At 73.3% G+C, this 13,546-nt stretch carries 12 protein-coding genes; 4 read left to right on the forward strand and 8 right to left on the reverse strand.

Features of this window, described 5'->3' with window-relative positions; all coding sequences use genetic code 11:
• Positions 1 to 189: 189 nt before the first annotated feature.
• The 3 genes from ACFYXC_RS18385 to ACFYXC_RS18395 all read right to left on the reverse strand — a co-directional run bounded on the left by ACFYXC_RS18385 (position 190) and on the right by ACFYXC_RS18395 (position 2,002).
• Positions 190 to 582 (reverse strand): type II toxin-antitoxin system VapC family toxin, encoded by a 393-nt coding sequence (locus ACFYXC_RS18385; protein ID WP_389552644.1) that lies wholly within the window; start codon positions 580 to 582, stop codon positions 190 to 192.
• A complete protein-coding gene (locus tag ACFYXC_RS18390; protein WP_389552647.1) occupies positions 579 to 857 on the reverse strand; it encodes a hypothetical protein in 279 nt (92 codons plus the stop codon). Before ACFYXC_RS18390 ends, ACFYXC_RS18385 begins: the two co-directional genes overlap by 4 nt.
• A gap of 197 nt (positions 858 to 1,054) precedes the next feature.
• Positions 1,055 to 2,002, reverse strand: a complete 948-nt coding sequence (locus tag ACFYXC_RS18395; protein ID WP_388911743.1) for a M56 family metallopeptidase — start codon at positions 2,000 to 2,002, stop codon at positions 1,055 to 1,057.
• Between the two features lie 334 nt (positions 2,003 to 2,336).
• Here ACFYXC_RS18395 and ACFYXC_RS18400 point away from each other — a divergent pair, with 334 nt between their 5' ends.
• The gene (locus tag ACFYXC_RS18400; RefSeq protein ID WP_388912184.1) at positions 2,337 to 3,227 is read left to right on the forward strand and encodes a glycosyltransferase family 2 protein; all 891 of its coding nucleotides are present in this window, start codon (positions 2,337 to 2,339) and stop codon (positions 3,225 to 3,227) included.
• A gap of 110 nt (positions 3,228 to 3,337) precedes the next feature.
• On the opposite strand, the gene ACFYXC_RS18405 is transcribed toward ACFYXC_RS18400, so the two are convergent.
• Both ACFYXC_RS18405 and ACFYXC_RS18410 read right to left on the reverse strand, forming a co-directional pair.
• Positions 3,338 to 5,074, reverse strand: coding sequence for a bifunctional 3'-5' exonuclease/DNA polymerase (locus ACFYXC_RS18405; protein ID WP_389552650.1), 1,737 nt, complete (start codon positions 5,072 to 5,074; stop codon positions 3,338 to 3,340).
• Between the two features lie 52 nt (positions 5,075 to 5,126).
• The gene (locus ACFYXC_RS18410) at positions 5,127 to 5,870 is read right to left on the reverse strand and encodes a Clp protease N-terminal domain-containing protein (protein WP_389552653.1); all 744 of its coding nucleotides are present in this window, start codon (positions 5,868 to 5,870) and stop codon (positions 5,127 to 5,129) included.
• Between the two features lie 84 nt (positions 5,871 to 5,954).
• On the opposite strand from ACFYXC_RS18410, the gene ACFYXC_RS18415 reads away from it, so the two are divergent.
• Positions 5,955 to 7,214 (forward strand): DUF2786 domain-containing protein, encoded by a 1,260-nt coding sequence (locus tag ACFYXC_RS18415; RefSeq protein WP_389552656.1) that lies wholly within the window; start codon positions 5,955 to 5,957, stop codon positions 7,212 to 7,214.
• Positions 7,215 to 7,815: 601 nt separating this feature from the next.
• Here ACFYXC_RS18415 and ACFYXC_RS18420 read toward each other — a convergent pair.
• Complete coding sequence (locus ACFYXC_RS18420; protein WP_389552659.1) at positions 7,816 to 8,367, reverse strand: DUF4232 domain-containing protein; 552 nt, start codon at positions 8,365 to 8,367, stop codon at positions 7,816 to 7,818.
• Between the two features lie 287 nt (positions 8,368 to 8,654).
• Here ACFYXC_RS18420 and ACFYXC_RS18425 point away from each other — a divergent pair, with 287 nt between their 5' ends.
• Positions 8,655 to 10,889: an FUSC family protein gene (locus ACFYXC_RS18425; protein ID WP_389552662.1), complete on the forward strand. Its 2,235-nt coding sequence runs from the start codon at positions 8,655 to 8,657 to the stop codon at positions 10,887 to 10,889.
• On the opposite strand, the gene ACFYXC_RS18430 is transcribed toward ACFYXC_RS18425, so the two are convergent.
• Entirely contained in the window at positions 10,867 to 11,391 is a 525-nt protein-coding gene (locus ACFYXC_RS18430; RefSeq protein WP_389552664.1) for a hypothetical protein, read from the reverse strand. The genes ACFYXC_RS18425 and ACFYXC_RS18430 overlap by 23 nt on opposite strands.
• A gap of 1,259 nt (positions 11,392 to 12,650) precedes the next feature.
• Here ACFYXC_RS18430 and ACFYXC_RS18435 point away from each other — a divergent pair.
• Positions 12,651 to 12,893, forward strand: a complete 243-nt coding sequence (locus ACFYXC_RS18435; protein WP_079103477.1) for a DUF397 domain-containing protein — start codon at positions 12,651 to 12,653, stop codon at positions 12,891 to 12,893.
• Positions 12,894 to 13,007: 114 nt separating this feature from the next.
• Here ACFYXC_RS18435 and ACFYXC_RS18440 read toward each other — a convergent pair whose 3' ends face one another.
• On the reverse strand, positions 13,008 to 13,484 hold the full coding sequence (locus tag ACFYXC_RS18440) for an ATP-binding protein (RefSeq protein ID WP_388911722.1): 477 nt from the start codon (positions 13,482 to 13,484) through the stop codon (positions 13,008 to 13,010).
• Between the last annotated feature and the right edge of the window lie 62 nt (positions 13,485 to 13,546).

Here is a 13,546-nt window from a genome sequence, read left to right on the forward strand (position 1 = left end):
CGGCACCACCCGGGATGATCTTGAGGGCCCTCGTAATGCGTAGGTCTCGGGTTCGAATCCCGAAGGCGGCTCTGTGGAAGCCCCAGGACTCACTCGCCGTGACCTGGGGCTTTTGCTTTTGACGGATACGGCGACGCGGCGCCCTCCCTGCTCGGGGTAGACCCTTTGGGTGCGAAGGTGTGGTGCGGTTCAGACTTTGATCACGCGGATGCCAGGGCCGCACAGCATGCCGAGGTCTTCGGGGTTTGATGTCAGGACCGTCACGGGGGCGGGGGAAGCGAGTGCGGTGGCGGCCACGATCGCGTCGAGGGCGTACTTGTGGCCGTGCAGGCCGGCTGCGGCGAGGAGTTTGCTCGCGTGGCGGGCGATGGCTTCGGTGGGCGGGACGATGTTGACGCGGCAGACGGCGTAGTCGAAGCGGGCTTGGTCGGTCTTGGGGTCGCGGGCTTCGACGAGGGTGACCGAGCTGGTGGCGACGCGGATGTCCTCGGCCTCGGCGGCGGCCAGCCACTCGGTGAGCTCGGGCGTGCGGTGTACGAGTTTGGACAGGCCCTCACAGTCGAGGATGAGGGTGCCGCTCACGCCGCGTCCGCTGAGCCGGCCGCGTCGGCGCGCAGGATGGCTCGCTTGGCCTCGACCGCGGCCTGGTCGACCGATCCGTGTTCGGCTTCGGCGTCTTCGATGAGTTCGCGTAGCCGGTCGCGTTCGAGCTGGCGCTGGATGAGGGCTTCGACGTAGGCGGACATGCCTCGTTTGCCGGTACGAGCCTTGAGGGCGGCGATGGTGCCTTCGTGGAGGGAGACGGAGACCGGGCGGACGGGGCCCTCGCCGGGAGCGGGTTCGGGGGTGGCGGCCATCAAGCTACTTTAACAAAACTGTTGTTATTCGCGGTGGCTGCGTCACGTGTGTTCGGCGTTGTCCTTTTCTTTCGCCGTTCTTGTGATCCACGACTGGCAGGTCCATCGGGCGAGTCCGCCCGCGGCGAGGGACGCGAGGATCGCTTCCCAGTCGATGACGTGCGGCAGCCCTGGGAAGAAGGCCCTTCGGCGGGGTCTCAGGGCGTCAGCGTCGTCAGGGCCGGGGCGAAGGCGATCAGGAGGGGGACCAAGGGGGCCAGGGCTGCTGCCGTTGTTGTGCTTCTGCGGTGGGTTCGGGGGAGGCGGGGTGGGGGGTCCAGGAGGCGTTCCACTCGTTGGTGGAGGAGGGGCCTCGGGGTGGCGCAGGACAGGACGCCTCGGTGCTGGTTCAGCTCGATCAGGGCCAGGGCCGTGGTCAGGTGGCCGCAGCGCCGGGAGGCCGTGTCGTCGGCGGAGAGCTCGACCAGGCGGTGGGTCTGGTCGCGGAAGTGGCTGAAGAGGGGGATGCCCGGGAAGCCGCCGGCCAGTGCCTGGGAGAGGTGCAGGAGCCAGTCGTGGCGGGCCCGCGCGTGGCCGAGTTCGTGGGCCTGGATGGCGTCCAGCTGGTGCGTGGTCAGGCGGTGCAGGGCGCCCGTGGTGACGACGAGTTGCGCCGGGCTGCCCGGCATCCACCACGCGTCCGGGTACTCGTCCTCGAGTACGAGGAGCGGTCCGCGCGAGGCCGGGAGGCCGGCCGGCAGCTCGGGGGCGCGTTCACGCAGATGCGCTCGGCGCAGCCGGCTGCGCCTGCGGGCCTCCACCACCTCACGGGCGAGCATGGCCGTGGTCCAGGCGGCCCCGCCGGCCAGCAGCAACGTCAGCGCCGTCGTCCAGGGCGGCGCGGCGGCCAGGTCGTACGCCTCCGTCACGGCGGCCGGCGCCGGCGCGAAGACGTGCGCGCGGACGGTGTGGAAGACGGCGGAGGCGCTCAGCACGAGCGACGTCAGACAGCAGAGCAGGACCGTGGCGACCAGGCACTGCCACACCCACAGCGCGAGCACGGGCTCCCGCTCGGGCCAGGAGGCGCGGGTCAGGACGCGGGGAGCCACGACCGCGGCGGTCAGCGCGACGGCCGCCATCAGCAGGAGGGAGATGGATACGGTCATGTCGTGGCCCCTTCCTCTCGGTCCGGTTCCGTAGGTTCGCGGTCTTGATCTTGCTATCGGGTCTCGGGTCTCGGGTCTTGGGTTTCGGGTTTCGGTCTTGGGTCTGGTTGTTGCGCCCGATTCCTCCGCCTTGGTCTTGGGTCTGTCGTTCTCGGCGGTGGGGGAGTGGGGCATGGACACGCTACCCGTCGGCGGGCCCGCGGCCGTAACGAACGGAGGGGCGGGTGCGCGACACTCTTACGAATACGCGTACTCAAGGAGTCCTTACCGTTAACGGATAGCATCGCTCCCTGATTGTCCGACGAGAACGAGAGCTGGGGTGGGCGCCGTGTCGGTGGGACCGCGGATCGCGGTGGCCGTGGTGACGATGGGGACGCGGCCCCAGGAGGTCGACGCGCTGCTCGCGTCGGTGGCCAAGCAGGACGTCGCACCCGAGCGGATCGTGATCGTCGGGAACGGGAGCCCGCTGCCGGAGTTCGCCGAGCGGCTGGACCTGCCCGGTGAGGTCACCGTCATCGAGGTCGACGAGAACCTCGGCTGCCCGGGCGGCCGCAACGTCGCCCTGCGGCGGCTGCGGGAGTTCGGGGACGTGGACGTCGTCGTCGAACTGGACGACGACGGGCTGCTCATCGACCCCGATGTCCTGCGGACGGTACGGGACCTGTACGCCGCCGACCCGCGACTGGGCATCGTCGGTTTCCGTATCGCCGACGAGAACGGCGAGACCCAGCGGCGGCACGTACCCAGGCTCGGTGCCAAGGACCCCATGCGGGGCGGCGAGGTGACCTGTTTCCTCGGCGGCGGCCACGCCCTGTCCATGGAGATGCTCGCGCAGACCGGGGACTGGCCCGCCGAGTTCTTCTTCGCGCACGAGGAGACCGACCTGGCCTGGCGGGCCGCCGACGCCGGCTGGACCATCCGGTACGAGCCCGGGCTGCTGCTCCAGCATCCGAAGACGTCACCCGCCCGGCACGCCATCTACCACCGTGTCACCGCCCGCAACCGTGTCTGGCTGGTCAGGCGCCGGCTGCCCCTTCCGCTCATCCCCGTCCACCTGGCGGTCTGGATCGCGCTGACCCTCGTACGGACGCGGTCGGTCGGTGGGTTGCGGGCGTGGTTCGGCGGGTTCGTGGAGGGGCTGCGGGTGTCGGCCGGGGAGCGTCGGCCGATGCGCTGGGGGACCGTGTGGCGGCTCACCCGGCTGGGGCGGCCGCCAATCATTTGACCGGTCAACCGACCGGTCACGTCAACCGACCGGTCACGGTCAATCGACCGGGCGCTGTCCCGCGGGTCTTGCGGGTCCCTCGCGGCGCGCGGCGCCACCGGGAGCGTGCGTCACTTCGCGTCCGCGTAGCACTGGACCACCGCCGTCGTGAACCGGAACCGTACCGGCGTCTCCCCGAACGTCAGCCGGCCCGCCTGCTCCGCCGCCTCCCGGATCGCCTCGACCACGGTGTCGGCCTCCTCCTCCGGGCAGTGCACCATCACCTCGTCGTGCTGGAAGAAGACCAGCTCGGCCGCCATGTCCCGGCAGGCGCGCCGGAGGCCGGCGAGTACCAGCAGGGTCCAGTCGGCGGCGCTGCCCTGCACGACGAAGTTGCGGGCGAAGCGGCCGCGGGCACGGGAGTTGCTGGACGCGTACCCCGGCACCCAGTTCTGGGCGTCGCCGAAGTCGGCCCCCACACCGGGGCCGCCCGGGCCGCCCGGACCGTCCGGCCCACCGGCCTGCTCGCTGTCCGGGATTCCGGCCTCCTCCCCCGAGGAGTCCGAGCCGGCCGCCGGCGGGCAGGTGCGGCCTAGCCAGGTCCGGACGAGACGGCCCTCCTCGCCCTCCCGCGCCGCGTCGTCCACGTACGCCACCGCTCTGGGGAAGCGGCGGCGCAGCAGTGCGAGGTTCTTGAGGCCGTCGCCCGACGTCTGGCCGTAGATCGCGCCGAGGACGGCGATCTTCGCCTGCGCGCGGTCGCCGGAGAACGCCCGGTCGGAGACGGACTGGTAGAGGTCGCTCTCGCGGCCGGCCACCTCCATCAGGCCGGGATCGCGGGAGATCGCGGCCAGTACGCGCGGTTCCATCTGGTCGGCGTCCGCCACGACGAGCCGCCAGCCGGGGTCGGCGACCGCGGCCCTGCGGATGACCTTGGGGATCTGCAGGGCGCCGCCGCCGTTGGTCACCCAGCGGCCGGTGACGGTGCCGCCCGGCAGGTACTCCGGTCTGAACCGCCCGTCCCGCACCCAGTCCTGCAGCCACGACCAGCCGTGGGCGACCCAGATCCGGTACAGCTTCTTGTACTCGAGCAGCGGCTTCACCGCCGGATGGTCGATGCTCTCGATCTCCCAGCGCCGTGTGGACCGCACCTTGATCCCGGCCTGCGCGAACGCCTTGACGACGTCCGCGGGCAGGTCGGGCCGGACCCGGCGGCCGAAGGCGGCCGACACCTCCTCGGTCAGCTCGGCCAGCCGGCGGGGCTCACCGCCGCCCGCGTACCGCTCGCCGAGCAGTTCGTGCAGCACCTCGCGGTGCACGTCCGTGCTCCACGGCAGCCCGGTCGCGTTCATCTCGGTGGCCACGAGCATGCCCGCCGACTCGGAGGCCGTGAGCAGCCGCATCCGCTCGGGGTGCGCGGTCGCGTCGTGTCGTCGCTGCTGGTCCTCGTACACCTCGATGAGCTGGGCCAGGGGTACGTGGACGGGGCGCGGCTCGAAGAGGGAGGACTGCGAGCCGGGCTCGGCGGAACGCTGCGGCGGGTCGGGCGGTACGGGCCCGCCGCGCAGTCTCGCCAGGGCGGCGGCGGCCGAGCGGGGTTCGCCGAGCCGTCCCTGGTGGCCGAGCAGGAGGGTCTCGGCGGCTTCCAGGTCGTAGCACCGCTCCACGCGGACGCCCTCGGCGCGCAGCCGTGGGTAGACCTCCGCCGTCGCCCGCCACACCCAGCGGGTGACGTCCGGCCGGGAGCGTACGGACTCGGCGAGGTCCGGCTCCCGCAGCAGGGGGCCGGCGGGCAGCCCGTCGGGGCCGAGGGGGGCGAGCTCGGCGCCGCCGTCCTCGGCCGGCGCGAGAGCCCACCGGTCGGTCATGACGTGAGTCTCGCAGGAGGGTCTGACAACCGCCCTGCTCAGCCCGCGCGGGTCACTCCTGTTCGGCCGGCCTCTGGAGGGGCTTCGTCAGCTCCGCCAGCGCCTTGGCGACCTCCGCCTCGGTCGCCGTCTTGTCGACGCCGAGTCCGCTCAGTACGCCCGTTCCGGCCTCGTGCTCCAGCAGCGCGAGCAGGATGTGCTCCGTACCGATGTAGTTGTGGCCCAGGCGCAGGGCTTCGCGGAACGTGAGTTCGAGGACCTTCTTGGCGCCGCCGTCGAAGGGCACGAGTGCGGGCATGGTCTCCGCCCGCGGCGGGAGGACGGCGCTCGCGGCCGTGCGCACGGCGTCCAGGGTGACGCCCTGCGCGGTGATCGCCTTGGCCCCCAGGCCGTCCGGTTCGGCGATGAGGCCGAGGAGCAGGTGCTCGGTGCGGATCTGGTCGTTGGACGCGGTCCTGGCCTCCTCCTGGGAGGCCACCACCACGTTCCTGGCGCGTGGCGTGTAGCGGCTGAAGCCCTGGCTCGGGTCGAGGTCCGACTCCGCCTTCGGTACGAACCGCTTCTGGGCCGCCTGCCGGGTGACGCCCATGCTCCTGCCGATGTCCGTCCAGGACGCGCCCGAACGCCGGGCCTGGTCCACGAAGTGGCCGATCAGGTGGTCGGCCACGTCGCCGAGGTGGTCCGCGGCGATCACCGCGTCCTGGAGTTGGTCGAGGGCGTCCTCGTGGACCTTCTTGATGGCCTCGATGAGGTCGTCGAGGCGTACGGATGTGGTGGCGCGGGGATTCGTGGTCATGTGTCAACCGTAGGTTGACACCGCAGAGACGTCAACCCTGGGTTGACATGTCATCGCTGTGGCACCCCGTGACACGATCGGGGGATGAGTAGTACGTCCACCACGGTGGAGCGCGCCTTCGCCGCCGCCCTCTACGCCGACTCCGACGCGGCCCTCGACACCGGCGCCTCCCTGCTCGCCGCCGACCCCGGCTCCGACGCCGAACTCGCCCGCCGCGGCGAGGAGTTCGTCGCGGCGGCCTGGCGGCGCGGCTGGCAGCCCGCCGACGTCGTACGGCTCGTGCGGCGCGAACTGGACGAGGTGCACGAGCGGCTCGTGTCGGAGCTGGTCCTCGCCGAGGCCGACCGGGACCGCGTTCCGCGCGGCGCGCGCTGGGCTGCGCAACTCGACGTGCTGCGTGATGGTGCGGGCGCCGGCGGTGCCGGGTCCGCGCCCGGAGCACTCCGTACGGACCGTTTCTCGTACGCGACCGCCGTCCTGGAGCTGTACCGGCTGCTGCTCCGGCTGCCTTCGCTGGAGCCGTTGGAGTCGCCGGAGCCGCCCACGTCGCCGCACGCGCCGCGCGGGCGGGTGTCCGGGGCGTCCGCGACTCCCTCCGCGTCAGCGTCCTCGGGCTCGGCCTCGTCCTTCGGGGGATCCGCTGCTTCGCGGGACACCCGCATGCTCGCCCGTATCCGCGCACTCCTCGCCAAGGCGGAGGCGACCGGGTTCCCGGAGGAGGCGGAGGCGCTGAGCGCCAAGGCGCAGGAACTGATGGCGCGGCACAGCATCGACGAGGCGCTGCTGGCGGCGCGGACGCACGCGAAGGACGCGCCCGGTGCCTGCCGGATCGGCGTCGACCCGCCGTACGAGACCGCCAAGGCGGTCCTCCTCGACGCGGTGGCCGGGGCGAACCGCTGCCGCGCGGTGTGGAACGGGGCGTTCGGCTTCTCCACCGTCGTGGGCTTCGAACCGGACCTGGAGGCGGTCGAACTCCTCTACACCTCGCTCCTGGTGCAGGCGACGGCCGCGATGACGAAGGCGGAGGCGGCCCAGCGCGCGGGCGGCAGGAAGCGTACGAAGTCCTTCCGGCAGTCCTTCCTCGCCGCGTACGCGCATCGCATCGGCGACCGGCTGGCCGCGGTGGCCGATGAGGCCGAGGGGCAGGTGACCGCCACGGACGGGGCGTTGCTGCCGGTCCTCGCCGCGCGCGATGTCGCGGTCGCGGACCACACGGAGCGCATGTTCCCTGACACCGTCACGACCCGCATGCGCGGGGTGAACGACGTGGCCGGCTGGGAGGAGGGAGCCGCGGCGGCGGACCGCGCCCAGGTCGGGGGGCGGCCGCGGCTGGGGCGGGGTTGAGCGGGGCGGGGCTGAGCGGGGGCTCGCGTCCGTCGGGCGGAGGGACGTCGGGCGGGAGACCGTCGGCCGGGGACCGTCGGACGGAGGCCCGTCCGACGGCCGTTGGTGCCGAGCACTCGGCCCCCGGCTGATGGTGCCGAGCACCCGGGCCCCCGGTCGTTGGTGCCGAGCACCGGGCCCCGGGGCGTTGGCGCCGAACATCCGGTCCCCCCGCCGTTGGTGCCGAGCACCCGGCCCCCGCCGTTGGTGCTGGTGCAACCGCGTACGTCTGCCGTCCGGCGGTGGCTTCGCCGTCGCGGTCGCCGACCGCGGTTGCCAGCCCGCCAGGGGCATCCGCTGCCCGCGTTCGGCGGCGCGGGTCGCGGCTCCCTCCGCCGCGTAGTAGCCCTCACGCGTCCGTGAGGCGGGGCCGGCGGGCACGCTCAGGTGTGCGGCCGTCGGCCCGGCGTCCTCGCGGGGGACCGTCGCGTCGGCGTGGGGTGAGGCTGGGTGGCGCCGAGTGGCGTAACGCGGGGTGGCGTGACGCTGGGTGGCGTGAAGCGGCACGGGGGGGCGAGCGCTCAGACCGTCCTCCTTCTCCGTCGGCGACGCGAAGGCGGGCTCAGTCGCCCGTCCGCTGGAGCGGGGTCACCGAGGCGTTCGGCTCGGTCCCGCTTCGGAGGGCGACCTCGCTGTACTCCCACGGGAACGACAACTCGGTGTCCGTGCCGGGCAGTACGTACTGCGTGGTCTTCACGGCAGCGGCCTTCGCCGGGTCGCCGGCGGGGCCTCGTACGTACGTGATCGTGAAGCCGACCGTCTCGTCCTGCTGCACGGTCAGCTTCTCCGGTTTCGCGGACTCCTCCGAAGGGACGGACAAGCTGCTGCTGCCGGCCTTCAGCGTCACGGAGGGGAAGCCCTCCAGGATGCAGTCGGCGCCGGAGCCGTTGGTGAGGGTCACCGAGACGGTCCCCGTGTCGCCCGCCGCCGGTGCCTCGCTGGCCGCGACCTCCTGGCCGAGCTTGTCGGCCGCGCAGGCGGCCGGGGCCGAGGAACCGGACTTCTTGCCGCCGGTCTTCTTGTCACCGCCGCCACCGTCGTCGCCTCCGCAGGCGGTCAGGGTCAGGGTGAGCGTCGCCGCGAGAGCGGTGACGGCGATCGGCAGGGTGCGCATGGGTTTCCTCTGGCCTCTGGGTGAACCGGGTCGGGCTGAGCCGGGCTGAGCTGGGCTGAACCGGGCGAACGGGATGTCGGACGCGGTGCCGTCCGAAGGGGTGGCCGTGCTTGTAGATCATCATGCGGTTCCGCGTGCCCGGATTCCACCGCCGCTCGAACGCATGCCCGTTCGGGGCCGGGCCAGGCCGCGCGTACGCCGCCCGTTGCAAGCCGGAGTGGGCCGGGGCGGGCCGCACGTGCTTCACCTGCTCAGCGCCCTCCCGTACCCTCCCGTACCCTGGCGCAGTGAGTTGGCGACGAGCGCTCAAGGACACCGCGCGCTCGGGCCTCGCCGTGGAGAAGAAGCGGCTCGAACCCCTCGTCGCGGTGCGCGGAGCGCTGGGGCTCGCGCTCGTGATCGCGGTGAGCCTGTGGGCCTTCGGGCCCGTCGTCGCCGCGAGTTCGGCGTTCGGCGCGTTCCAGGCGGCGATCGCGACGTTCCAGCGCAGTTGGCGCCCCCGCCCCGAACTGGCCCTCGCCTCCGGTACGAGCCTCGCCGTCTCCACGTTCCTCGGCTACCTGACGGTCTCCCAGGAGCCGCTCTTCCTCGCGCTGCTGGTGCTGTGGACGTTCGCGGCGGGGCTGAGCTGGGCCGCGGGCCCGACCATCGGACTGATCGCGTCCTCGAACGTGGCGATCATGCTGGTGACGGTCACCCTGCCGACCTCCGTCGCCCAGGCCGCGGGCCACGCCGCCATGATGGTCGTCGGCGGGGTCGTCCAGGCCGCGCTGATCGTCCTGTTCCCCGTACGACGGTGGGGTGCCCATCGCGACGCGCTCGCCGACGCCCTCGCCGCCGAGGCCGACTACGCGCGGCGGCTGCGCCACGACCCTCTCGCGTCCTTCGACCCGCTGCCCCTGATGGAGGCCCGCGACGCGGCCGCCGTCACGCCCCGCCAGGCCCGCCGCCGTCCCGCCGAACTGCACGGCGCCCGCGGGGTCGCCGAGCGCATCCGGCCGGTCCTCGCCTCCCTCGCCGACCCGGCGACGGGCGTCCCGGCGGAGGGCCCCGCCCGTGACCGGGTCCGTGAACTGCTCGCCGCGGCCGGCGCCGTCCTCGACGCCGCCGCGCACGCGATCCGCCGCGGCGAGCCCGTGACGGTTCCGGCCGCGGCCCTGTCCACCTTCCGTACCCCGGACACCGGCAGCATCCTCACCGGACGCCCCTACCGCGCGGCGACCCGCCTCGACACCCTCCTCCAGGACGTGCTGGAAACGGCGGGCGGCAGCACGGCGGACCGCAAGGCGGCAGGTGGGAGGGGGCGCGCGGAGGCGCGCGAGCAGCTGCCGGCCGCCCGCGCCCGTCCCACGTTCCTCGCCCTGTTCCCGACCGCGCTCAGAGCCATGCGCAAGGAACTCCGCAGGGGCTCCCCCATGACCCGCCACGCCACGCGCGTCTCCGCGGTCGCCGCCACCGGATACGTCCTCGGCGCCTGGCTGCCTCTCGGCCACGGCTACTGGGTGCCGCTGACCTCGGTCATGGTCATGCGGCCGGACTTCTCCCAGACGTACAGCCGGTCGGTGGCCCGTCTCGGCGGGACAGTCGTCGGCGTGGCCGTGGCCACGGGCGTGGTGCGGCTGGCCGACCCCGGCACGTACCTCTCCGGCACCCTTGCCGTGGTGAGTGCCGCGCTCATGTACCTACTGATGCGTACGGGACAGTTCGCCGCCCAGGGCTGCATCGCCGCGTACGTCGTCTTCCTGCTCGGCATGGGCGGTGAGCAGTGGACGCAGACCGTGCCCGAACGCGTCCTGCTCACGCTGCTCGGCGGGCTGCTGGCGATGCTCGCGTACGCCCTCTATCCGGCGTGGGAGACCCCGCGTCTGCGCACCCGCCTCGCGGACTGGCTGACCGCCCAGGGCCGTTACGCCGCCGTGGTGTTCGGCTCCTACGCCGACCCGGCGCTCAGGAGTGCCCCGGACGTCCGCGAGGCCCTGCTCACCGCGCGCACCGCGCGGGCCGCCTGGCACACCGCCGTGGCCCGCGCCACCGCCGAACCGGTCCGCCACCGCGGGCTCTCCCGGACCGCCGCCGACGACGCCGAGGACGCGCTCGCCCAACTGGGCCGGGTCGTCATGCTCCTGGAGGCCCACCTCCCGGAGCGCGGCACGGCTCCGGTCCCGGCGGCGGCCGGCCTCGCCGAGGCCCTGCGCGAGTCCATCCAGCAGGGCGCCAGGGCCGTCCGGGAGCGACGGGTCCCTGCCTGGGACGCCGTACGGGCCGCCGTGGAGGCGTGGGAGACCGCCGCCTCCAGGGACGACGCCGAGCCCGCGGCCCTCGACGGCGATGGCGATGGCGACAAGGACAACGACGGCGACAACGACGCGTTCGTACGTGCTGCCGCGCGCCTCGTCCTCGACGCCCTCACCGAGTTGTCCGAGGCCCTCGACACCGCCGTGCCGCCCATGACGCTCGACGGGACGGCGGCGGCCGCGAAGAGCCCGGACGCCGGTGGCGTCAGGAACCCAGACTCGCCGTAGGCAGGCCGGACGGCAGGCCCGCGCCCTCGGACTTGGTGTACGTCTCCTCGCCGAAGCCTTCCCAGGTGACCTTCAGGGTCGTGGAGTCGACGGAGTCCACCTTGCCCTCGGCCCGGTCCGTGTTGCCGTCGGTGCACTTCAGCGCGATCGTCCGGGTGCCGGAGGTCTCGCCGGCGGTGCCGCTGCACACGGAGCCGCTCGTCGAGAACAGCCCGGCCTCCTTGCCGGTGATCACCAGGGCGACCGCCTTGCCGTCCTTGGTGGCCAGCCAGTTGCCCTCCAGGTCGCCGGCGGTGGCCGTGCTGTCGCCGGAGCCGCCGCCGGTGTCCGCGGACCCGGTCGCGGATGCGCTCGCTTCGGGGGACGGGTCCTTGTCGCCGTCCCCGCCGCCGTCCCCGCCGCCGTCCCCGCTGCAGCCCGTCGCCAGGGCGAGCGCGGCCGTCAGCGCCGCCGCCGTGGTCGCGAGCCGGGCCTGCCTGCGGGAGAAGGTCGCCGGAGTCACTGGAGCCCCCAAGGGTCGGGTACCGCTGGTGGCGTGGGTGCCACCGGGACGATCGCAGCAAGCTACCAGTCGTGCCTTCCGGTACGCCCTGGCGGCGTACCGAGGCGGTGACCTCGACCCCGGGGCGACGCGCGTCCGCCCGTGCGGGCCGCCTCGGGCTGATCGCGCAGTTCCCCGCGCCCCTAAAGGGGCACACCAGCGCCACCCATGCACGCGCTGCGCCCCCGGCTACCCTCAGGGGGCGCAAGATCCGACGTGTCCAGCCCTCACCCCGCCTTAGGGGCGCGGGGAACTGCGCGCTCAACCCCCACGGCCCTGAGGACGAAGTGCTCGCGCGCCCGCCCCGGCCACCCCTGGGGCCCGCGAGTTCCGACGTGCTCAGCCCTCACCCCGCCCTAGGGGCGCGGGGAACTGCGCGCTCAACCCCCACGGCCCTGAGGACGAAGTGCTCGCGCGCCCGCCCCGGCCACCCCCGGGGCCCGCGAGTTCCGACGTGCCCAGCCCTGACCCCGCCTTAGGGGCGCGGGGAACTGCGCGCCCAGCCCCCACGGCCCCGAGGACGAAGCACTCGTCCCCAGCCCCCCGGTAGGGCTACGCGCTCAGCCTCCACCCCCGAGGGGTGATGAGCCGTGGGACTCGGTCGGGCCGAAGGTGATGGCCGCGGTGGTCGCGGGCGGCGGCCCGCGTCCCGGCGGCTTCACCCCCGGGACCGGCCCCGCGCCGGTGCCCGCCTCGCCGGCGGCGACGATCCCGCGGCCCGGGAAGGATTCGCAGTCGCAGGGACGCCGAGGCGTCCGCCCGGCAGCGGCGCGGCCCGGCCCGCGCGGTCGAGGACGCCCGCGAGACGGCCCCGCCGCCGTACACCCGCGGTGGCCCGCGCCGCCGCGGCAACCCCGGCAGGGACCCCGTGGCTCACGGTTCCCCCAGGTGTACCGAGGTCCCCGGAGCCTCCCCCGTCTCCCGCGCCCCACAGAGCCCCGTCTCCCCGACGGCCCCGCCCCGCCCGTTCATTCGTCGGACGGGACGGGGCCGTTCTGGAACAGGAAGGGCCCGGTGTGCGTCCTCCTAGGTGGACGGGGCGCGGCATTGGAACGATTCGGGCTTCGCAACCGTCAAAGTTGTAACCACTAGACCACCCCCCGTGCACGTGCATCTGCCCATGCATCTGCATGTGAAGACAGCTATGATCCGGGGCAGTTGACCACTGCATCAAGGGCAACAGCGGCAACAGACGCCAATGCACCACCGGGGAGCGACCTGTGGACCACGACGTGTACAACGGCATGGCTGCCACGGAGCTGCACGAGGCGGCCTGGCAGAAGAGCAGACACAGCAACTCGCAGGGCTCCTGCGTGGAGTTCGCCCGGCTGCCGGGCGGTGAGGTGGCCGTGCGCAACTCGCGCTTCCCCGACGGCCCGGCCCTCGTCTACACGCGCGCGGAGATCGAGGCGATGCTCCTGGGCATCAAGGACGGCGAGTTCGACCACCTGATAGCGGGCTGATTCCCGGACCCGGCCGGGCCCCGCCCAGGTACCCGCGGGCGATCGGCGCGTCGCACGGCCCCCATGGGGGCGTAACGCGCGTAGAACCGCGGCGCGGCGAAGTGCCGCGGTCCGTCACGCCGGGGTCCCCAGGCGGAACAGGGCCCAGACGACCTTGCCGTTGAGCGTGCCGGCCAGCGGGTGCCATCCCCAGCCGTCGGCGAAGGACTCGACCAGGAACAGGCCGCGTCCCGACTCGGCGGAGCAGTCGTCGGAGTCGCCCGCGACCGGGCTGTCGTGGCTGGGGTCGCGCACGGCGCACACGAGTCTCCCGGTCCACCGCATCAGATGCAGCCGCACGGGCGGGTCCTGGTCGGCCGGCCGGGGGGTGTCCGCGGGCAGCGCGTGCCGCAGCGCGTTGGTGACGAGTTCCGAGACCACCAGACAGACATCGTCGAAGCGGTTGCCCACGTCCCACTGGTCCAGCGTGCGGCGGGTGAACTGCCGTGCGTCGCGCACCGCTTCGTAACGGGGTCGCAGGGCGCAGGAGGCGGCGTTGGACACGGTCGCGGGGTCCAGTGGCGGAAGCCCCTGCCGTAACGGCTCGAGCATGGTCGATCCATTCGTCCCCATGCGAGGCACTCCCGGGGTTCGCGGTCGTTGCGATGCAGCGG

This window comes from Streptomyces sp. NPDC002701, assembly GCF_042889045.1.
Lineage (GTDB): Bacteria > Actinomycetota > Actinomycetes > Streptomycetales > Streptomycetaceae > Streptomyces.

What these genes read in the sequence shown, in the direction of transcription:
- ACFYXC_RS18390 (WP_389552647.1), bottom strand. Translation starts at nt 857, where the DNA reads ATGGCCGCCACCCCCGAACCCGCTCCCGGCGAGGGCCCCGTCCGCCCG.
- ACFYXC_RS18410 (WP_389552653.1), bottom strand. Translation starts at nt 5,870, where the DNA reads ATGACCACGAATCCCCGCGCCACCACATCCGTACGCCTCGACGACCTC.
- ACFYXC_RS18440 (WP_388911722.1), bottom strand. Translation starts at nt 13,484, where the DNA reads ATGCTCGAGCCGTTACGGCAGGGGCTTCCGCCACTGGACCCCGCGACC.
- ACFYXC_RS18420 (WP_389552659.1), bottom strand. Translation starts at nt 8,367, where the DNA reads ATGCGCACCCTGCCGATCGCCGTCACCGCTCTCGCGGCGACGCTCACC.
- ACFYXC_RS18415 (WP_389552656.1), top strand. Translation starts at nt 5,955, where the DNA reads ATGAGTAGTACGTCCACCACGGTGGAGCGCGCCTTCGCCGCCGCCCTC.
- ACFYXC_RS18405 (WP_389552650.1), bottom strand. Translation starts at nt 5,074, where the DNA reads ATGACCGACCGGTGGGCTCTCGCGCCGGCCGAGGACGGCGGCGCCGAG.
- ACFYXC_RS18395 (WP_388911743.1), bottom strand. Translation starts at nt 2,002, where the DNA reads ATGACCGTATCCATCTCCCTCCTGCTGATGGCGGCCGTCGCGCTGACC.